The 19,546-nt window shown below is 67.3% G+C and carries 21 protein-coding genes and 1 tRNA gene; 13 read left to right on the plus strand and 9 right to left on the minus strand.

The features are described from left to right. Nucleotides 1-82: 82 nt before the first annotated feature. From glnD to dapE, 4 genes are read left to right on the plus strand one after another with little or no spacing between them, the layout of a single operon-like run. Complete coding sequence (gene glnD / locus ACQKIE_RS10975) at nucleotides 83-2,740, plus strand: [protein-PII] uridylyltransferase (protein WP_427458921.1); 2,658 nt, start codon at nucleotides 83-85, stop codon at nucleotides 2,738-2,740. Further along, entirely contained in the window at nucleotides 2,727-3,554 is an 828-nt protein-coding gene (dapD, locus tag ACQKIE_RS10980) for a 2,3,4,5-tetrahydropyridine-2,6-dicarboxylate N-succinyltransferase (protein WP_427459355.1), read from the plus strand. Before glnD ends, dapD begins: the two co-directional genes overlap by 14 nt. 3 nt (nucleotides 3,555-3,557) lie before the next feature. Continuing rightward, on the plus strand, nucleotides 3,558-3,911 hold the full coding sequence (locus tag ACQKIE_RS10985; protein WP_427458923.1) for an arsenate reductase: 354 nt from the start codon (nucleotides 3,558-3,560) through the stop codon (nucleotides 3,909-3,911). A gap of 15 nt (nucleotides 3,912-3,926) precedes the next feature. Continuing rightward, nucleotides 3,927-5,066: a succinyl-diaminopimelate desuccinylase gene (gene dapE, locus ACQKIE_RS10990; protein WP_427458925.1), complete on the plus strand. Its 1,140-nt coding sequence runs from the start codon at nucleotides 3,927-3,929 to the stop codon at nucleotides 5,064-5,066. Between the two features lie 16 nt (nucleotides 5,067-5,082). Here the strand turns inward: dapE and ACQKIE_RS10995 are convergent, their stop codons facing one another. Beyond that, nucleotides 5,083-5,898, minus strand: coding sequence for a phosphodiester glycosidase family protein (locus ACQKIE_RS10995; RefSeq protein ID WP_427458927.1), 816 nt, complete (start codon nucleotides 5,896-5,898; stop codon nucleotides 5,083-5,085). A 103-nt stretch (nucleotides 5,899-6,001) separates the two neighbouring features. Between ACQKIE_RS10995 and ACQKIE_RS11000 the strand changes: the two genes are divergently transcribed. Beyond that, a complete protein-coding gene (locus tag ACQKIE_RS11000; protein ID WP_427458929.1) occupies nucleotides 6,002-6,490 on the plus strand; it encodes an NUDIX hydrolase in 489 nt (162 codons plus the stop codon). A gap of 14 nt (nucleotides 6,491-6,504) precedes the next feature. Here the strand turns inward: ACQKIE_RS11000 and parC are convergent, their stop codons facing one another. The 3 genes from parC to ACQKIE_RS11015 form a co-directional block, all read right to left on the minus strand. Continuing rightward, the gene (gene parC, locus ACQKIE_RS11005) at nucleotides 6,505-8,745 is read right to left on the minus strand and encodes a DNA topoisomerase IV subunit A (protein WP_427458931.1); all 2,241 of its coding nucleotides are present in this window, start codon (nucleotides 8,743-8,745) and stop codon (nucleotides 6,505-6,507) included. 189 nt (nucleotides 8,746-8,934) lie between these two features. Then, nucleotides 8,935-9,969 carry a proline iminopeptidase-family hydrolase gene (locus ACQKIE_RS11010; RefSeq protein ID WP_427458933.1) on the minus strand — a complete coding sequence of 345 codons (1,035 nt, stop codon included), beginning with the start codon at nucleotides 9,967-9,969 and terminating at the stop codon, nucleotides 8,935-8,937. A 33-nt stretch (nucleotides 9,970-10,002) separates the two neighbouring features. Continuing rightward, a complete protein-coding gene (locus ACQKIE_RS11015; protein WP_427458935.1) occupies nucleotides 10,003-10,833 on the minus strand; it encodes an endonuclease/exonuclease/phosphatase family protein in 831 nt (276 codons plus the stop codon). A gap of 164 nt (nucleotides 10,834-10,997) precedes the next feature. Here ACQKIE_RS11015 and ACQKIE_RS11020 point away from each other — a divergent pair, with 164 nt between their 5' ends. The 3 genes from ACQKIE_RS11020 (at nucleotide 10,998) to ACQKIE_RS11030 (ending at nucleotide 11,978) form a co-directional block, all read left to right on the plus strand. After that, nucleotides 10,998-11,462, plus strand: a complete 465-nt coding sequence (locus tag ACQKIE_RS11020; RefSeq protein ID WP_427458937.1) for a hypothetical protein — start codon at nucleotides 10,998-11,000, stop codon at nucleotides 11,460-11,462. Nucleotides 11,463-11,556: 94 nt separating this feature from the next. Further along, a complete protein-coding gene (locus ACQKIE_RS11025) occupies nucleotides 11,557-11,745 on the plus strand; it encodes a DUF3606 domain-containing protein (RefSeq protein WP_427458939.1) in 189 nt (62 codons plus the stop codon). Then, entirely contained in the window at nucleotides 11,742-11,978 is a 237-nt protein-coding gene (locus ACQKIE_RS11030; protein WP_427458941.1) for a hypothetical protein, read from the plus strand. Before ACQKIE_RS11025 ends, ACQKIE_RS11030 begins: the two co-directional genes overlap by 4 nt. Nucleotides 11,979-12,032: 54 nt before the next feature. Here the strand turns inward: ACQKIE_RS11030 and ACQKIE_RS11035 are convergent. The 5 genes from ACQKIE_RS11035 to ftsY form a co-directional block, all read right to left on the minus strand. Then, nucleotides 12,033-12,108 (minus strand) — tRNA-Phe (locus ACQKIE_RS11035). Between the two features lie 66 nt (nucleotides 12,109-12,174). Continuing rightward, a complete protein-coding gene (locus tag ACQKIE_RS11040) occupies nucleotides 12,175-12,453 on the minus strand; it encodes an oxidative damage protection protein (protein ID WP_427458943.1) in 279 nt (92 codons plus the stop codon). After that, complete coding sequence (gene mutY, locus ACQKIE_RS11045; protein WP_427458945.1) at nucleotides 12,450-13,496, minus strand: A/G-specific adenine glycosylase; 1,047 nt, start codon at nucleotides 13,494-13,496, stop codon at nucleotides 12,450-12,452. Before mutY ends, ACQKIE_RS11040 begins: the two co-directional genes overlap by 4 nt. Beyond that, nucleotides 13,493-14,530, minus strand: coding sequence for an AsmA family protein (locus tag ACQKIE_RS11050; protein WP_427458947.1), 1,038 nt, complete (start codon nucleotides 14,528-14,530; stop codon nucleotides 13,493-13,495). Before ACQKIE_RS11050 ends, mutY begins: the two co-directional genes overlap by 4 nt. Nucleotides 14,531-14,559: 29 nt before the next feature. Continuing rightward, the gene (gene ftsY / locus ACQKIE_RS11055; protein WP_427458949.1) at nucleotides 14,560-15,717 is read right to left on the minus strand and encodes a signal recognition particle-docking protein FtsY; all 1,158 of its coding nucleotides are present in this window, start codon (nucleotides 15,715-15,717) and stop codon (nucleotides 14,560-14,562) included. A gap of 64 nt (nucleotides 15,718-15,781) precedes the next feature. On the opposite strand from ftsY, the gene rsmD reads away from it, so the two are divergent. The 5 genes from rsmD to ggt all read left to right on the plus strand — a co-directional run bounded on the left by rsmD (nucleotide 15,782) and on the right by ggt (nucleotide 19,543). Continuing rightward, complete coding sequence (rsmD, locus tag ACQKIE_RS11060) at nucleotides 15,782-16,351, plus strand: 16S rRNA (guanine(966)-N(2))-methyltransferase RsmD (RefSeq protein WP_427458951.1); 570 nt, start codon at nucleotides 15,782-15,784, stop codon at nucleotides 16,349-16,351. 26 nt (nucleotides 16,352-16,377) lie between these two features. Beyond that, nucleotides 16,378-16,881: a pantetheine-phosphate adenylyltransferase gene (gene coaD / locus ACQKIE_RS11065; RefSeq protein ID WP_427458953.1), complete on the plus strand. Its 504-nt coding sequence runs from the start codon at nucleotides 16,378-16,380 to the stop codon at nucleotides 16,879-16,881. Between the two features lie 17 nt (nucleotides 16,882-16,898). Beyond that, on the plus strand, nucleotides 16,899-17,402 hold the full coding sequence (locus ACQKIE_RS11070) for a hypothetical protein (protein ID WP_427458955.1): 504 nt from the start codon (nucleotides 16,899-16,901) through the stop codon (nucleotides 17,400-17,402). Nucleotides 17,403-17,484: 82 nt separating this feature from the next. After that, complete coding sequence (locus ACQKIE_RS11075; protein ID WP_427458957.1) at nucleotides 17,485-17,742, plus strand: YfhL family 4Fe-4S dicluster ferredoxin; 258 nt, start codon at nucleotides 17,485-17,487, stop codon at nucleotides 17,740-17,742. A 61-nt stretch (nucleotides 17,743-17,803) separates the two neighbouring features. Then, nucleotides 17,804-19,543, plus strand: a complete 1,740-nt coding sequence (gene ggt / locus ACQKIE_RS11080; RefSeq protein WP_427458959.1) for a gamma-glutamyltransferase — start codon at nucleotides 17,804-17,806, stop codon at nucleotides 19,541-19,543. Nucleotides 19,544-19,546 lie beyond the last annotated feature (3 nt).

Below are 19,546 nucleotides of genomic sequence, written 5' to 3' on the forward strand. Positions count from 1 at the left end.
TCTATGCTTCGTGGGCTTCTCGCCGCTATAGCGGCTCCCACATAAGGCGCTCCACCACAGTTTTCCTGAGTAGGATGCCGACGTGACGCTGCCATCGCTTCCGCGCCTTCCGAAGGTGGTGCCCCGCTCGGGCGTGTCGCCGGAGGCGCGGCGGTCGCTTCGCCAACTGCTCGGCGACGTCGACCGTGCACTGGCCGTCGCCTTCCAGGAGGGCGAAGACGCGTCGGCGCTGGCGCGGCGGCGGGGCGACATCGTGGAACGGATCGTCGTCCACGCATGGCACGCCAGCCTCGGCGACTCCGCCGAGGCTGCTCTGTTTGCGGTCGGTGGGTTCGGTCGGGGGCTCCTGTTTCCCCGCTCCGACGTGGACCTGCTGGCGCTGGTCGATGGCAACGCCCCCGCCCTGGCGCGGGCGCTCGAGCATTTCTTCGGCTGCCTATGGGACATCGGGCTGAAGCCTGGGCACGCGGTACGCACCGTGGAGCAGTGCCGCGAACTCGCCATGAAGGACGCCAGCGTCTTCACCAGCCTGCTCGATGCGCGCCGCCTCGTCGGCCAGCCCGCCCTGGGCGAGCGCCTGCGCGGCATCCTCGACGATCCGGCGATCTGGCCGCCGCGCGCGTATCTCGCGGCGCGCCTCGCCGAGCGGGACGCCCGCCATGCCCGTTACGACGACACGGCGCAGAACCTGGAACCCAACCTCAAGGACGGCCCCGGCGGCCTGCGCACGCTCGACGCCATCCGCTGGCTGGGCCGGCGCCTCGCCAACGCTCCCGACTTCGACGCGATGGTCGCCGAAGGCCTGCTCGAACCGGTGGAAGCCGCGCGCCTGACCCGCGCGGAGGAAACGCTGCGCCGGTATCGCTATGCACTGCACCTGGAGGCCGGTCGGGCCGAGGAGCGCCTGTTGTTCGATTACCAGCGCGCGCTCGCGTCTCGCCTCGGTTTCGAGGACGAGCACGCCAAGAACCTCGGCGTCGAGCAGTTCATGCAGGGCTATTACCGCGCGGCGACCCAGATCGAGCGTTCGGGCACGCAGCTGGTGGAGCGCTTCGAGGAGATGCTGGACCCGGTCGCGGAGCCGCAGGCGGTCGGCAGCGACTACGTCCGCTACGGGTCGCGCATCGCGCCGCGCAATTCGCACCTGTTCGTGCGCAGGCCTTCGGCGTTGGTTGAGATCTTCATCGCCCGCCTCGACGAACCGGGCATCACCGGGTTCACGGCGGAAACCATGCGCCGGATCCAGCACGCCGTCTCGCAGCACGGCGAATCGTTGGCCGACGATCCGCAGGTGCTCGGCGCCTTCCTCGCCTTGCTGCGTCGTGGCGCGCCCGCCGTCGACGCGCTGTGGCGCATGAACAGGCACGGGCTGCTCGCGGCCATCCTGCCGGCCTTCGGCAAGGTGGTGGGGCGCATGCAGTACGACCTGTTCCACGTCTATACGGTCGACGAGCACACGACCCGCGTGTTGCGCACGGTGGCACGCTTCGCCGATCCGGCGGCGCGCCGCGAGTTCCCCATCGCCTGCGAGGTGTGGCCGCATCTCGAGAAGCCCGAACTGCTGCTGCTGGCCGCGCTGTTCCACGACATCGCGAAGGGCCGGGGTGGCGATCATTCGGTACTGGGCGAGGAGGAGGCCCGTGCGTTCTGCACGCGCCTGGGTTTGCCGGAGGAGCAGGTGGAGCTGGTCGCCTGGCTGGTTCGCCACCACCTCTCGATGAGCACCACGGCGCAGCGCCAGGACATCACCGATCCCGACGTGGTGCACCGGTTCGGCGCGGAGGTCGGCGACTGGGAACATCTCGACCACCTCTACCTGCTGACGATCGCCGACATCATCGGCACCAGCCCGAAGCTATGGAACGCCTGGAAGGATCGCCTGTTGGCGGACCTCTATACGGCCACGCGCTTCGCGCTGCGCAGCGACCTCACGCCTCCCGGACATGCCGGTGTCCGCGTGCGCGAGTGCCGCGAGCGCGCGCTCCAGATGCTGGCGGCGGAACATGTGGACGCCGGCGACATCGCCCGCGTGTGGGCCGAATTCCCCGACACGAGTTTCCTGCGCCATCGTCCCGAACAGGTGGCCTGGCAGACCGCGGCGATCCTGCGCGCGCGCGGTGTAACGCCGCTCGTGGAAGTGCATCCGTTCTCCGTGCGCGGCAGCACCGAGCTTTTCATCTACACCCCCGATCGCGATGGCTTGTTCGCCACGGTCACAGCGGTGTTGGATCGCCTGCGTTTTTCGGTGATGGAGGCGCGCATCCTCGTCTCCAGCACGGGCAAGGCGCTGGACACCTTCCTGCTGCTGGAATCGGATTCGCAGGCGCCGGCGTCGTTGCAGCGCGCGGAGGAGTTGCGCGCGAGGATGCTGCGCGCGCTCGACCAGCCCGCGGGCCACGGCCCGGCCAAGCGCGGGCTCTCGCGCCACCTGCGGCATTTCCAGATGGCGCCCCGCATCGAGTTCGTGGATGCCGGCGACCGGACGCAGCTCGCGCTCGTGTGCACCGACCGGCCGGGCCTGCTCGCCGCGGTGGCGCAGGCGCTGGCCGAAGCGGAGGTACGCGTGCATGATGCGCGGATCGCCACGTTCGGCGAACGTGTCGAGGACTTCTTCCAACTCACCGATCGCAGCAATGCGCCGCTCTCGTCCGGTCACCGGGACGTCCTGCGGGCCTGCCTGCTACGCCACATCGGTTCCGAAAGCCCCAGGACGTCTCCCCATGCAGATGCAAACGCTTGAATCCCTCATCGACGACGCCTTCGAGCGCCGCGCCGCGCTCAGCCAGAACGAAATGGAGGGCGACCTGCGCGAGGCGGTTGAGCAAGTACTCAACCTGCTCGAGTCCGGCGAGCGCCGCGTGGCCGAGCCGGACGGCAAGGGCGGTTGGACGGTCAACGCCTGGTTGAAGAAGGCGGTGCTGCTTTATTTCCGCATGAACGGCAACCGCGTGATGGATGGTGGTCCGTCCAGCGCCTTTGACAAAGTGCCGCTGCGTTTCACCGAAGGCGACGCGACCGAGTACGCGAACCTCGGCGCGCGCGTCGTGCCGGGCGCCCTCGTGCGCCGTGGGGCGCACATCGCGAAGGACGCGGTACTGATGCCGAGCTACACCAACATCGGCGCGTATGTCGGGTCCGGCACGATGGTCGACACCTGGGCCACCGTCGGTTCCTGCGCGCAGATCGGCGCGAACGTGCACCTTTCCGGCGGCGTGGGCATTGGCGGCGTGCTGGAACCCCTGCAGGCGAATCCGACCATCATCGAGGACGGTTGCTTCATCGGCGCGCGTTCCGAGGTCGTGGAAGGCGTGGTGGTGGAGAAGGGCTCGGTCATCGGCATGGGCGTGTTCCTCGGCCAGTCCACGCGCATCTACAACCGCGCGACCGGCGAGGTCAGCTACGGTCGCGTACCGGCGGGCAGCGTCGTGGTGTCGGGCAGCTTGCCGGCCAAGGACGGCAGCCATAGCCTCTATGCGGCAGTGATCGTGAAACAGGTGGACGAGAAGACCCGCGCGAAGACCGGCATCAACGAACTCCTGCGCAGCGGCGACTGAGCCATGACGATCACCGTTTACGGCCTGCCCACCTGCGATACCTGCAAGAAGGCGCGCAACTGGCTCACGCGCTTCGATGTCGCCCATGAGTTCGTCGACTACCGGGCGCATCCGGTACCCGCGACGACGCTGAAGGCCTGGGCGGAACAGCTGGGCGGATGGGAGAAGCTGGTAAACAAGGCGTCGACCACGTGGCGCACGTTATTGCCGCAGCGCAAGGACCCGCGGTCCGACCCGGAGTGGACGCTGTTGCTCAAGGAGTACCCGGCGTTGATCAAGCGCCCGGTGGTCGTGCATGGCGACGACGTGTCGGTCGGTTTTTCCGACAACGCGTTCAAGAAGCGGTTTGGCAAGTAACGGCCATCTGAAACCATGTCGCCCGTACTCGAACTCACCCACGACCTGATTCGCCGCCGCTCCGTCACGCCCGAGGACGCGGGATGCCTGCCACTGATCGCGACGAGGCTCGAGCGCCTCGGCTTTCGTATCGAGCACCTTCGCTTCGGGGACGTCGACAACCTCTGGGCCACGCATGGCGACGCAGGCCCCGTGCTCGCGTTCCTGGGCCACACCGACGTGGTGCCGAGCGGACCGGAAGACCGTTGGGCCTCGCCGCCCTTCGAGCCGACCGAGCGCGACGGGTTGCTCTACGGCCGCGGGGCGGCGGACATGAAAGGTTCCGTCGCCGCGATGGTGGTGGCGCTGGAGCGTTTCGTCGCAGCCCAGCCCGGCCACGCCGGCACCGTCGGCCTGCTGCTGACCAGCGACGAGGAAGGCGTGGCGCTGCACGGCGTGCGCGAGGTCGTCGAGCATTTCCGGCGCACGGGCCAGCGCATCGACGCCTGCGTCGTCGGCGAGCCCTCGGCGAAAGAACGACTGGGCGACCTGATGCGTGTCGGGCGTCGCGGCTCGCTGTCGGGCACGCTCACGGTGCACGGCGTGCAGGGGCACGTGGCGTATCCGGAGAAGGCGCGGAATCCGATCCACGCGTTCGCTCCCGCGCTAGCGGCGCTGGCCGCGGAGCGCTGGGACGAGGGCAACGACGATTTCCCGCCGACGTCTTTCCAGGTCTCCAACCTCAATGCTGGCACCGGCGCGAACAACGTGATCCCCGGCGAGCTGGTGACGCTCTTCAACTTCCGCTTCTCCACCGCGAGCACCGCCGAGGAGCTGCGCGCGAGGACGGAAGCGATCCTGCGTGCGCACGACGTGGACTTCGCCATCGACTGGCACCTCTCCGGCATGCCCTTTCTTGCGCCACAGGGGGGAAGGTTGCGCGACGTGGTGGCAGGCGTCTGCCGCGACCTGTGCGGCATCGATCCGGAACAGAGTACCGGCGGCGGTACGTCGGACGGTCGCTTCATCGCGCCGATGGGCGCCGAAGTGATCGAACTGGGGCCGGTGAACGCCACGATCCACAAGGTGGACGAGTGCGTATCCCTGGCGGACCTGGAGCGCCTGCCCGATCTCTACGCGGCGATCTGCGAGCGCATGCTCGCCTCACGAGTCTGACAAAAAGCTCCGGCGATCAACGCTGGCGCTTGGGGAAAACGGCGATCATGCCGGCGTACGGCTGGGTCATGAAGGCCGGCGCGCCGACATAGCCGGCCTCGGCCGTGAACGCCTGCGAGATCGTGCCGTCCAGGAATAGCGCGTCCCGGCATCCGATCTCGTCCCGGAACAGCCGGGCGAAGCTGTGGAAATTCACCGGCGCCCGGCTGACGACGAACACGACCTCGTGCGGTGTCTTCGCGCAGACGCCGCTGCGCCATTTCATGCTGTCGGAGCCGTTGTCGAATTGCGGATTGATCTCGCCGTCGATCACCAGCATGGGCCCGGACTGCGTGGCCCAGCGCGGCTTGCGGCCGGCGGCGCGGAAGTCGTCGCTGGTGCGTACCTGCGCGCTGCCATCGTCGTAGACGGCGAAAACGCCGTTGGGCAGGAGCGAGAAATTGCCCGACCGGGGGTTACCGTGCACGAGGTTGAGCGGCACGATGGTCTTGCCGTTTTCCACGTAAAGGCCCAGCGGCCTGAACTCGCGGTCGTAAATGCCGGCATTGGTGGCGAAGGCGAGCGGGCGCTCCTTGCCGGCGGTCCAGGTCTTCAACGCCTCGATGCCGCCGAAGGGCTGGCCGGTGTCCGGGTTGCGCCAGTAAAGCTCGATGTCCTCGTCGCGCGTGTCGACGGTGACGGTGAAGTAGGACTGGCTGTCGAAGACGACGCCGCGGCCATCGAGCGCGTCGGCGGTGTCCGCGCAACCGGCGGTCAGCGCGGCGACGAGGCCTGCGGCAAGGAGACGGACAGCGGAATGACGGAGCAGGGAGGGGAGGCGGGGATGGAGCATGTGTTGATGTTCGCCGGGGGAGCCCGACAGTGCAAGCGGCGGTGGCGCGGGACGTGGCCCAAGCGCGTAAACTCCAGCGTTTTTCCCCCTTCCTCCCCTCGCCATGCCCTATACGCCCATCGTCGCCACGCTCGGTTACGTGCTGTCACCCGACGGCAAGCGCGTCCTCATGATCCATCGCAACGCCCGTCCGGACGACCAGCACCTCGGGAAATACAACGGCTTGGGCGGAAAGATGGAGCCTGGCGAGGACATCGCCTCGTGCATGCGGCGCGAGATTCGCGAAGAGGCGGGCATCGAATGCCACGAGATGAGCCTGCGCGGCACGCTCAACTGGCCAGGCTTCGGCAAACATGGCGAAGACTGGTTGGGCTTCATCTTCGTGGTCACGCGCTTCGAAGGCACGCCGTTCACGTCGAACCATGAAGGCGCGCTCGAATGGGTGCCGCTGGAGTCGCTGGACGCCCTGCCCATGTGGGAGGGCGACCGCCACTTCCTGCCGCTGGTCTTCGACGCCGATCCCCGTCCGTTCCATGGCGTAATGCCGTACAAGGACGGGCGCATGGTGTCCTGGAACGTGACGCGGCTGTAGGAGCGAGGGCGGCGTCAGCCTGTCGTCTCGATCCGCTCCACGCGACGCAGTCCGCGTGGCAAGACGCCGCCACGCGTGGCGCGGCTGCCGCCGTATTCGACCAGGTCGGCCCATTTCAGCGTGAGCTTGCGCTGGCCGGCATAGAGCGTGACCTCGCCCTTGCCCTCCGCAACGACCGCCACGCCCACGACGCGCTCCTCGCCCGAGACCAGCTTGGCCTTGGGGATCTCGATGAGCTTGTTGCCCTTGCCCTTGTCGAGTTCCGGCAGCTCCGCCACGGAGAACATCAGCAGGTGCCCTTCGCCGGTGACGACGACGATGCGGTCCCGCGACGGGTCCGGCGTGATCGCCGGTGCCAGCACCCGCGCGCCGTCGCTGAGCGAGATGATCTGCTTGCCGGCCTTCTGCCGCCCGGTCAGCGCTTCGAAGCGCGTCACGAAGCCGTAGCCGAAGTCCGTTGCCAGGATGATGCGGGTGTCGTTGTCCGCCGCGACCACCGCGTCGAAGCGCGCGCCCGCCGGCGGACTGAAGCGGCCGGTGAGCGGCTCGCCATTGCCGCGCGCCGACGGCAACGTGTGTGCCGGTGTGGCGTAGGCGCGGCCGGTCGAGTCGATGAACGCCACCTGCTGCGTCGTGCGTGCGCGGGAAACGGCCAGCAGGCTGTCGCCATCGCGGTAGGACAGCGCCTCGCCGTCGACGTCGTGGCCCTTGCCGGCACGGACCCAGCCCTTCTGCGACAGCACGACGGTGACCGGCTCCGAGGCGACCAGCGCGCTCTCGTCCAGGGCCTGGGCGACGCTGCGCTCGATCAACGGGGAGCGGCGCTCGTCGCCGTACTTCTCCGCGTCGCCGCGCAGTTCTTCCTTGATGAGGCCCTTGAGCTTGGCCGGCGACTTCAGCAGGACGTTGATGCGCGCACGCTCTTCCTCGAGCTTGTCGCGCTCCTCGATGATTTTCACTTCCTCCAGGCGGGCCAGCTGGCGCAGCTTCGTTTCGAGGATGTAATCCGCCTGCTCCTCGTCGAGGCGGAAGCGGGCGATCAGCACCGGCTTCGGTTCGTCCTCGGTGCGGACGATGCGGATTACTTCGTCGATGTTGAGGTAGGCGATGCGCAGCGCTTCGAGCAGGTGCAGGCGGCGCTCGACCCGGCCCAGGCGATGGTTCAGGCGCCGGGTGACCGTGTCGGTGCGGAAGCGCAGCCATTCGCTGAGGATCGTCTTGAGGTCCTTCACCTGCGGACGGCCGTCGAGGCCGATCATGTTCAGGTTGATGCGGAAGCTCTTCTCCAGATCCGTAGTGGCGAAGAGGTGCTGCATCATCTCGTCGACGTCCACGCGGTTGGAGCGCGGCACGAGCACGAGGCGAATCGGGTTCTCGTGGTCCGACTCGTCGCGGAGGTCCTCCAGCATCGGCAGCTTCTTCGCGCGCATCTGCGCGGCGATCTGCTCGAGGATCTTCGACGGGGAGACCTGGTGGGGGAGGGCGGTGATGACGATGTTGCCGTCGTCGCGTTCGTAGACGGCGCGGGCCCGCACCGAGCCCACACCGTTCTGGTACATCGCAAGGATTTCCTTGCGGGGGGTGATGATCTCGGCGCTCGTCGGATAGTCCGGACCCTGCACATGCTCGCAGAGGTCGGTGATCGTGGCGTCGGGATCGTCAAGCAGGCGGATACAGGCGCTGGCGATCTCGCGCAGGTTATGCGGCGGGATGTCGGTGGCCATGCCCACGGCGATGCCCATCGAGCCGTTCAGCAGGACATGCGGCACGCGGGCCGGCAGCCAGGACGGTTCGTCCATCGTGCCGTCGAAGTTCGGCACCCAGTCGGTGGTGCCGTGGCCGAGCTCCGACAGCAGCACCTCCGCGATGGGCGTCAGGCGCGACTCCGTATAGCGCATGGCCGCGAAGCTCTTCGGGTCGTCCGGCGAGCCGAAGTTGCCGTGCCCGTCCACCAGCGGGTAGCGGTAGGAGAACGGCTGGGCCATCAGCACCATGGCTTCGTAGCAGGCCGAGTCGCCGTGCGGATGGAATTTGCCGATCACGTCGCCGATGGTGCGCGCCGACTTCTTCGGCTTCGCGGTGGCGCCCAGCGCCAGTTCGCTCATGGCGTAGATGATGCGCCGTTGGACCGGCTTCAGCCCGTCACCCACAAAGGGCAGGGCTCGGTCCAGCACCACATACATCGAATAGTCGAGATAAGCCCGCTCGGCGTACTCCTTGAGCGGGATCTGTTCGTAATTGGCTTGCAAATTCATGGGCTTGAGCATCCGGCAGGCGCGCCACGGCGCGTCGATAACCGGACGATGTTGCCAGAAAGGCGTCTCAGGAGCGAAGACCGGAATCGGACGGTAAGGCACCTGCCCGGTGGGAGCCGACCCTGTCGGCGATGGGAGCTTGCGGCCGCCGGCCTATCACCGACGAGTCAAGCTCCCACCCTTTGGTCATCACTTCAACGGCTTACCCGCGTCCACGTCCTTCAGGAAGCCGATCAGCCCCGTGAAGTACGTCTTCTGGTCGTCGTACATCGCCAGGTGCGAGCCCTGCGGGCAAAGGAGGAATCGGCCGTTCGGCATCTTCTTCGCCATGGCCTCCATGTACTTCGGATCCATGGTGTCGTACTGGGCCCCGATGACCAGCGTGGGGACCTTGATCGTCTTCAGCGCCTGGCTACGATCCCAGTGCAGCAGCTTGCCGCTGGCGCCTAGCTCGCTGGGGCCCTGCATGGAGACGTAGATCTGCTCGTTGATATGCCCGAACGCCCGCTCCACGGGCTCAGGCCACTGCGCCGCCGGCATGCGCAGGATGTGCTTCTCGTAATGCATCGGCATCAGGATGGCCATGTAGGCCGGGTCTTGTGTCTTGTGCTCCGCCTCGAGCCGCTTCACCTCGGCAAGCTTCTTCGGATCCATCGACGGCATCAGCACCTTGCTGGCGTACGCGTTGTACGCAGGGATGCTGTCCATCATGTTGGAAATGACCAGCCCCTTGAGGTGTTGCGGATACTTCAGCGCGTACTCGATCGCAAGCACGCCGCCCCAGGAATGGCCGAGCAGGAAGAAGTTGTCCTTGTCCAGGTGCAGCGCCTTGCGCACCTGTTCCACTTCGTCGACGAAGCGCGGGATTTCCCACAACGAGGGATCGGTGGGTTTGTCGCTGAAGGCCGAGCCGAGCTGGTCGTAGTAGTAATACTCGATGCCGGCGCCGGGGAAGTAGCTGTCGAAGGCCTCGAAATACTCATGCGTCGCACCCGGGCCTCCGTGCAGGAGCAGGACCTTGATCGTCGGGTTGTTCCCGACCCGCTTTGTCCAGACCCGGAACTTCCCCTTGGGCGTGTCGACGACGATGGACTTCTGGCCGCCGGACAGGACGTCGTCACGGCCGGTGTTGTCGAAGTAAGACGGTGATGTCGTCGCCGGCGAGGCGGCATGGGCGCAAAAGGCGGCGAAGGCGAGCAGGGCGGCGGTGAGCAGGCGGCGCATGGCGAATCCCCTGGAGGTGTGCAGCATCATCGATTAAAGGTCGAAATCAGCGAAGACGGGGAAATGATCCGACGGATAACGCCCGTCCTTCGACGTCGTGACAGTCTGCACGGATGTCGCCGACACACCGCTCGAAAGGATCCAGTCGATGCGCTTGGTCGCCTTCCCGGTGAAGTCGTGGAAGGTTTCCGCCGGTCCTTCGCGCTTCGGCGCCGTTTCCCAGGCATCCTTCAGAACCGCCGTGAGCACCTTGTGCGACTCGCCGTCCGGCCCGGTGTTGAAATCGCCGGTGACGATCACGGGAACACCCTTCGGCAGCTTCGCGATGAACGACTCGAGCAGCTTCGCGCAGCGCGTGCGGACGTCTTCGTCCTGGTCGCGATAGGGCAGGTGGGTGTCGAGCAGGTAGAAACGCTTGTGGTCGGAGAGGCGCTCGAACAGCGCCCAGTTGACCATGCGCGGCATGATGTTGCCCCAGTCCATGCTGGCCGGCTTGTCCGGCTCGCTCGAAAACCAGAAATCGCCGGACTTGATGAGTTTCAGGCTGTCCTTCCGATAGAAGATGCCCATGTGCTCGTCGGTGTGCTTGCCGTACCGGTCGCGTCCGAACCAGGTGTATTCCGGCAACCGCTCCACCGTATCGTCGCCCTGCTGCTTGTACAGCTCCTGCGTGCCGATGACATCGGGGTGGAGCTTCCGAATGGTATCGGCGAACAGGTCGCGCCGGAACTCCCAGCCATTCGGACCGTCCTTGCCGGTCATCGTGCGGACGTTGAAGGTCATGACCTTCAGGTCGGCCGCGACCGAGGGCAACGCGAACGCGGCGAGAGCGACGGTGAGGGCGATCCGGGAAAGACGAGTCATGGGCATCGGCTTCTGCTGAACGGGATTCCGACTATAACGCCGCACGAACGTCGCTGTCGTGACGCCTCCCGCATGACCGGCGCGCGGTCCGTTGCTGAGGAAAGGAGACGTTTCGCACGTATCATCGGCAACTGTAGGCCGCACTGGCGCGGCCCGGAGGCTGCATGAACGATCGGACCGACCGCAATGAATCGTCGAACGGCCGCAAGGTCGTGCTGCTCGTCGTGGCCGTTGCCTTCATCGCGTCGGCGACCACCGCCATGCTCGCCTTCACCGCCTCACATCGCGCCCGCGAGGCCGACGCGAAAGCACTGGCGGCCGACACCGCCGACCTGCGTGGCGACCTGGTCAGCTGGAAGGCGCAGTTGGGCGACGCACTGAAGGCCCCGGAGCAAAGTCGTCAGCCGTACCTGGATCGGCTCGTCACCCTCACCCAGGGCTTGTCGAGTTGGAAGCCGCGCACGCCCTGCGGTCAGGAAGCGCGCGACCGACTGGTGCGGACGATGGAAGAACGCGCGCGTGCCCTGCTGCGCGGTGAGTCGGGTGAGACGAACACGGACGAGTCTTCCGTGCTCGACTCGGCCTTGCGCGAATGCGAGGTCACGCGGGGCAGGGACGTCACCATCTGACGTTCCGTTGGCGTCGTCACGGTGCGCGGTTTCACCCTTACGCCGGCGTAACAAGGTTCGTGTTAACCGTGGTCCTTCGGAAGAGGTGTCTTGCATGAACGACGAGATCTACGTCGCCGCGCCAACCGATCTGACGAGGGTGAACGTTACCCTTCGATCGGACATTCGTTACTGGACGCGCGCACTTGGCGTCAGCGAGCACGTGTTGCGCAGCGCGGTGAAGAATGTCGGCGAGCATTCCTGGGACGTGAGGGCGGAACTCCGCCGCCGGCGCCGTCGATGAACGACGCAGGCCGACCGTTCCGTATTTTTATTTTCTATCCCGGCATCAACGAACGGATCTGGCGCGTCGTGCTGCCGGGCGGTGCCAAGCACCTGTTTCCCACCGAGGGCCGGGCCGTCGAATTCGCCCTGGCATCGGCGTCCACGGTGACGGGGCGCATGCGCCGCGTCGAGGTGTTGAAGGAGACGCTTTCCGGCGGTTGGATGGTCGTCGCCCGGCCGAGCACGGTCTGATCAGTAAGACGCGTGGAAACAAGAAAGGCTTCCATCGCTGGAAGCCTCGCAAGATGGTGGCTCGGGACGGAATCGAACCGCCGACACGGGGATTTTCAATCCCCTGCTCTACCAACTGAGCTACCGAGCCACGGGTGCCTGCAACGATCGTTGCGGCGAGTGGAGCCGCGTATTAAATCGGGTGCGGGCGCCGACGTCAAGCGTCGGAATCGGGTGGAACGTACCCGGCGGGCTGGACCACGTCGCCGCCGAAGAAGTATTTCTCCATCTCGCCGCTCAGGAAGGTGCGTGTCTTCGGATCGAGCGGGGACAGGCGCATCTCGTTGATGAGCATGGTCTGGTGGGCCAGCCACTGGGCCCAGGCTTCCTTCGACACGTTCTCGTAGATGCGCTTGCCGAGGTCGCCGGGCCAGGGCGCGAAGTCGAGGCCTTCGGCGTCGCGGCCGAGTTTCACGCAATGAACCATGCGCGTCATGAGGTTTTCTCCGGAAGATTGGCCAGCAGCGTGCGCACCGGGGCCGGAAGGCCGAGCGAGGCGAGTTCGCCGGCATCGCACCAGCGTCGGTCGCTGCCCTCCGCCACGGTGGCGAGTGGGGCCGCATGGTCGAACAGGATGGGCGAAACGTCCAGCTTGTAGTGGCTGAAGACGTGGGTGAAGGCGGGCAAGGGATCCGGCGCGCCGACGCGGGCCAACGCGGAGGCGACGGTGCCCGCGGCATCGGCGTCCACGGCCTCCGGCAGGCTCCACAGGCCCGACCAGACGCCTTGCGGCCCGCGCTTCTCGAGGAGCACGCGTCCACGCGCGTCGCGCAGGAGCAGCATCGCCAGCGAACGGGTCGGGATCTTCTTGCCAGGCTTGGCGGTGGGCAGCACAGCCGTGAGGCCATCGCGATGGGCGACACACGTGGCCGCCTGCGGACAAAGAAGGCACAGCGGCTTGGTGCGCACACAGACGGTGGCGCCGAGGTCCATGATGGCCTGTGTGTAATCCGCCGTGCGCTCGGCCGGCGTGTGGTCGTCGGCGTGACGCCAGAGCTGTTTCTCCACGGCGCTCTCGCCGGGGAATCCGGCGACGCCGTGGTAACGGGAAAGCACGCGTTTGACGTTGCCGTCCAGGATGGGAAAGCGCAGCCCGTGGGCCTGGGCGAGGATCGCGCCAGCCGTGGAGCGACCGATGCCCGGCAGGGCCACCAAGTCATCGAGATCGCGCGGCAACTCGCCGCCGTGCCGTTCGACGCACAGCTGCGCGGCGCGATGCAGGAAGCGGGCGCGACGGTAATAGCCAAGCCCCGACCAGAGTGCCAGCACCGTGTCTTCGTCGGCCGCCGCCAGCGTGGCGAGGGTCGGGAGCCGCTCCACGAAGCGCTGGAAATAGCCGACGACCGTGACCACCTGGGTCTGCTGCAGCATGATCTCGGAAAGCCACACCCGGTACGCGTCGCGGGGATGCTGCCAGGGCAGGTCCTTGCGTCCATGGTGGTCGTACCAGCGCAGGAGTTCGCGCGCGAAGACGTTCATGGCGCACTCGCGGTGGACGACGCGGCGGCCGGCACGGACGGCGTCGCGCGGATGCGTAGGCCTTTCACGTGCACGTTGCCGATGTCGAGCGCCTTCGCCTCGATCGTCCCCAGCAGCGGCGGCAGCGTGGGCGGACCGCCGGCCTGGATCCCACTCCACCATTCGGTGAACCCGATCGGCGGAATGCGTATGTCGGTGCGGTCGTTCTCGCCGTCGAGCCGGAGTGCGACGTAGAGCGGATCCTGCTGGTTCGCCGGCGTGATCTTGAGCACGAGACTGTAGGGCGGTCCCGAGGTGCGGGTAACGCGACCCGACAGGGACGCCCCCGCGTCGGCACCGCCGCGCCAGGTGGCGTTGCCGCGCAGGGACGCCGCGAACCGCGGCTCGCTCGACAGGCCGAGCTCCACGTCGTCGAGCGTGAGCACGCCGCGGGACAGTCTCGGCGTCGTTTCCAGCTCGAGCGCGTAGCTCGTGCCGTCGGCGGTGCTGGCCGCGAGGGCAAGCGCGAAGGGGAGGCCATTCGCGAGACGCCCGGCGTCGATGTCCACGTTCGACAGGAGCAATTGGTTCCCGCGCAGCAGCGTGCCGCGCTCGATGCGAAAACCGGCGTCGACGGTGGGCAGGATCGCGCCCGCGGTCGAGGGACGAGAGGGCAGGGTGTCCAGGTAGCCTGCGAGTGCGTCGACGTCGATCCGCGCGCCGTCCACTTCCAGCCGCGAGATGCGGGTTTCGCCGCCGATCAGCGTATGCCAGGGGAGGACGAGCTTGCCGCGGGAAGCGACGAGCAGCGGTGTGTCGGCACCGCTGGCGCGGACCGTCATGCCTTCCAGTGCCAGGGCGGGTTTGGGCCAGAGGGTGGGGCTGGCCGGGCTGGCAAGCGTGAGCTCCAGTCCGGCGGCGCGTGCGCGCGATTGCAGGAGCGAGGTGAAGCGTTCCGGCTGCAGCATCACGTAGGTGGCGACGAAGGCCGCCAACAGCACGGCGATGACGAGGCCGCCGACGACGTAGAGCCCGATCCGCACGGGCCGCTTCATTGCCGCGTTCCTCGCATCCGCCGCGTCACTCAGCTGCCGATGCTGGCCGGCAACAGGCCGTCCACGAACGCCTCGGCATCGAACACGCGCAGGTCGGTGGCCGTTTCGCCCAGGCCCACGTAACGGATCGGCAGGCCGAATTCGCGAGCCAGCGCGAACATCACGCCGCCCTTGGCCGTGCCGTCGAGCTTGGTGACGACGAGTCCGGTAACGCCCGCGGTATCGCGGAACTGGCGGACCTGGCTGATCGCGTTCTGCCCGGTGGTGCCGTCGATCACCATGAGCACTTCGTGCGGCGCGCTGGCGTCCAGCTTCTTCATGACGCGGACGATCTTGCCCAGCTCGTCCATCAGTCCGCCTTGCGTGTGCAGGCGACCGGCCGTGTCGGCGACGAGCACCTGCGCGCCGCGCGAACGTGCCGCCTGCAACGCATCGAAGATCACGCTCGCCGAATCGGCGTCCTGCCCCTGGGACACCACGGGAACCTTGTTGCGCTCGCCCCAGGTCTTCAGCTGTTCGACGGCAGCGGCGCGGAACGTATCGCCGGCGGCGAGCATCACGCTCCGGCCTTCGTCGGCGTAGCGCCGGGCGAGTTTGCCGATGGTGGTGGTCTTGCCGACGCCGTTGATGCCGACGGTGAGGATCACGAACGGCGAGGGCGTGGCGACATCGAGCGGCTGCTCGACGGGCTTCAGCATGGCGACGAGTTCGGCGCGCAGGGCCTGCAGCAGCACTCCCGCATCGGCGAACTCACGCTTGTGCATGCGCTTGCGCAGGTCTTCCACCAGCCGCGTGCTCGCATCGACGCCCACGTCGGCGGTGATCAGCGCGGTTTCCAGTTCGTCGAGCAGGTCGTCGTCGAGTTTCGGGTGGCGGACGAAGAGCGAGGTGAGGCTCTTCGCGAAACCGCTGCCGGACAGGCGCTCGCGCCAGCTGCGCTTCGCCGGCTGTTGGGCGTCGCGCGCGGCCTCGACCACCTCGGCTTCCTCGACCTCGGCCTCGATCTCGGGCGTTTCGGGCTCTGGCGCCGCCGTTTCCGACAGCGCCTCGGCGATGCCCGCCCCGGCTTCAGCCGACGCGGGGTCGGCCGCCCGGTTGGCGCGGTCTTCCGGTACGGCGGACTCCACGGGCTCCGTGGACTCGGTGGCTGCCGGCTCGGTGGTCTTCTTCTTCCAGAACTTGAGCATTGCGCGAGGGATTCAAAGACAATAGGCGAATGCTATCACCCTCGCCCTCACTGGCCGCTGAGCGATGAGCGCTCCTGGCCGCATCCGCGTCATCGGCGGATCACTGCGCAATTCACGGATCGAAGTCCCAGACCTGCCGGGCCTTCGGCCGACGCCTGACCGCGTCCGCGAAACGCTGTTCAACTGGCTGCAGCCCATGCTGGAGGGCGCCCGCTGCCTGGACCTGTACGCCGGCACCGGCGCGCTCGGGATCGAGGCGCTGTCCCGCGGTGCCGCCGCGGTCACGTTCGTCGAGCGCGAGCCGCGCCTCGTCGCGGCACTGAAGGCCAACCTCGCGAGGCTCAAAGTCGTCGCGGAAGTGCGGGGTGACGACGCCGGGCGTTGGTTGCGCAACGGCGCGCAGCCCTACGACCTCGTCCTGCTGGATCCGCCGTTCGCGCTGGATGCGTGGGCGGAAACGGCGAAGGCGCTCGAGGACGGGGGATGGCTGGCGCCGCGAGCATGGATCTACGTGGAAGCGCCGCGCGGCGCCGCGTTCGCGCTGCCGGACACGTGGCTACCGCATCGCCAGGGGCACGCCGGGGAGGTGGACTACGCCCTCTATCGCCGCACACCGGCCGATCCGTTAAGCTAGCCCGCGTTTCGTCCAACTGCCCGTTCATGACCTCTTTGCCGGCCAATCCGCGTCTCGCCGTCTATCCCGGCACGTTCGATCCCATCACGAACGGTCACGCCGACCTCGTGTCCCGTGCCGCGCCGCTGTTCGACCGCATCGTGGTCGCCGTGGCGGAGAGCCGGAGCAAGGGGCCGGGCTTCAGTCTCGGCGAGCGCATCGCGCTGGCCCGTCTGGCGCTCGCCGACCTGCCGAACGTGGAAGTGCGCGGCTTCGACTGCCTGCTCGCCCACTTCGTGACGGAGATCGGCGCGGGGGTGATCCTGCGTGGCTTGCGCGCGGTATCGGATTTCGAATATGAGTTCCAACTCGCCAGCATGAACCGTCACCTGATTCCCCAGGCCGAGACGCTGTTCCTGACACCGGCGGAGCAATACAGCTTCATCTCTTCCTCGCTCGTGCGCGAAATCGGTCGCCTCGGTGGCGACATTTCCGGATTCGTGCATCCGGCGGTGCAGCAGGCCATGCGCCAACGCTGGCGCAACTCTTAACCAAACAGGTGATCATCATGCGTAAGTTCATCCTCGCCGCGTCCGTGGCCCTGACCGCCACGCTGGCCCTCTCGGCCTGCAACAAGTCCGAAGACACCGACCAGGCTGCCACGCAGCAGGAAGCCCAGGTCGCCAAGCCGACCAATCCGACCGATACCAAGGCCTGGAGCCAGTACTTCGGCCAGATCGTGCGGAAGAACATGCAGGGCATGACGGCCGATCGTCCGTTCCCGTACTTCGTGCCCGCCGGCGACGACCAGGCCGGCCAGGACGGCCGCGCCCGCCAGCTCGAAAACGTGCAGGGCACCGTCGCCCGCGGCGTCACGCCGGGCAACATGCTCGTCTTCGGCGGCCCGGAATCGGCCAAGACCGCCGACCTCATGATCGAGGCTTTCAAGGGCGCGAACCCGGGCTCGTTCAAGAACGTGATCGTGCTCTTCATCGGCGACCAGGCCGACCAGCAGCGCGTTGCCGACGCCGTGAACCCCAGCGGCGCGACCTTCCGCTTCGTCGCGATGTAATACCGCCGGCCCCAGCGGGCCGAAGCGAAGGGCGCCGCGATGAGCGGCGCCCTTTTTGCTGGGCGGGTGTAAAATGCCCCGCATGTCCCTGATGATCCTCGACACCTGCGTCAACTGCGACGTCTGCGAGCCCGTGTGCCCGAACAAGGCCATCTCGCTGGGCGAGCAGTACTACGTGATCGACCCCGACCTCTGCACCGAGTGCGTCGGCCACTTCGACAATCCCCAGTGCGTCGAGGTGTGCCCCGTCGAGTGCATCCCCAACGACCCTGACCGCGTCGAGAGCCGCGAGCAGCTCATGCTCAAGTACGAGCACCTGATGGCCAAGGGCGCGTCGTAAGCTTCGATCGCTGGCATCGGTTAATCTTCGGGGTTGCGATATCCCTTCCGGAGAGATTCCCATGGTCCATGCTCCGTCGTGGCGCGTGCTTGCCGCGAGCTTCTTCCTCGTCGTCGGCGCCGGCCAGGCCGCCGCGTTCGAGGCGCCCGCCGATGCTCCCAAGGTCGCCGGGCCGTCCGCTCCGTCCGCGGCTGACAAGGGCCCCGGGCATGCCGCCATTGCGAGCGCCAACTACCTCGCCACGAACGCCGGATTCGAGGTGCTGGGCAAGGGCGGCAACGCGTTCGACGCCGCCATCGCGGTAGCGTCCACCCTGGCGGTGGTCGAGCAGCAGAGTTCGGGTATCGGCGGCGGCTTCCTCGCCCTGTTGCATCGCGCGTCCGACCGGCGCGACATCTTCATCGATGCCCGCGAAACCGCGCCGAAGGCCGTGGACATGAAGGTCTACGTCGGCAAGGACGGCAAGCCGAACCGGGATGTTTCCACGAACGGCCCGCTCTCGGCGGGTATTCCGGGCGAGCCGGCGGGGCTGGCGTGGATCGCTTCCCACTACGGCAAGCTGCCGCTGTCGGTGTCGCTGGCCCCCGCGATACGCATCGCGAAGGAGGGCTACCAGCCCGACAAGCGCTTCCTCGGCACCATTGAGGACCGCAAGGACGTGCTGGCGCGTTATCCGGCCTCCGCGGCGATCTACCTGCCCGGCGGAAAGGTGCCTTCGGAGGGATGGACGCTGCGCCAGCCGGACCTGGCGAAGACACTCGAGCGCCTCGCCGCCGGCGGTGCCGACGGCTTCTACAAGGGCGAGACGGCGAAGTTGCTGGTCGCCGCTTCGCGGAGCGCGGGCGGGAACTGGACGGCCGCCGATCTCGAGGCCTATAAGGCGAAGGAGCGCGAGCCGCTCAGCGTCGACTACAAGGGCTACCGCATCGTCACGGCGCCGCCGCCGTCGTCCGGCGGCGTGGCGATCGCCGAGATCCTCAACATCCTGTCCGGCTTCGACCTCGCCAAGCTCGATCCGGCGCATGCCGCGCACCTCACCATCGAAGCCATGCGCCGCGCTTTCCGCGACCACAACGAGTACCTCGGCGATCCGGACTTCGTGAAGATGCCGCTCGACATGCTCTTGTCGAAACACTACGCGGACGGCCTGCGCGCGACCATTTCGCCGGACAAGGCCACGCCTTCCGACCTGTTGCCGGCCGCCATGGCGCCGGAACCGGGCATGCACACCACGCATTTCTCGGTGATCGACGCCGAGGGCAACATGGTCGCGTCCACCCTCACCGTGAACCTGGAGTTCGGCTCGGCGTTCGTCGCCAAGGGCACCGGCGTGGTGTTGAACGACGAAATGGACGACTTCGCCCTGGTTCCCGGCCAGCCGAACGCCTTCGGCCTGCGCGGCGCGCTCGCCAACGCGCCGGAGCCGGGCAAGCGCATGCTCTCGTCGATGTCGCCGAGCTTCGTCTTCGGCGCCGACCGTACGGCGGTGATCGGTTCGCCGGGCGGCTCCACGATCATCACCCAGGTGCTCGAAGGCATCCTTGCTTTCGTCGACGGCAAGAACGCGTCGGAAATCACGGCGCAGAAGCGGTTCCACCACCAATACCTGCCGGACCGCGTGGACGTGGAAGCGGGCGTCTTCGATGCCGCCACGACGAAGACCCTCACCGACATGGGCCATGTGCTGCGCAACCGCTCGCCGTGGGGCTTCATGAACGTCGTCACGTGGGACCATCGCACCAACACGCTGGACGCGGCGAGCGATCCGCGCCGTCCGTCCGGTCTCGGCAAGGTGCAGTGAGGC

Source organism: Luteibacter sp. NPDC031894 (genome assembly GCF_050273135.1).
In the GTDB taxonomy this organism is placed as follows: domain Bacteria; phylum Pseudomonadota; class Gammaproteobacteria; order Xanthomonadales; family Rhodanobacteraceae; genus Luteibacter.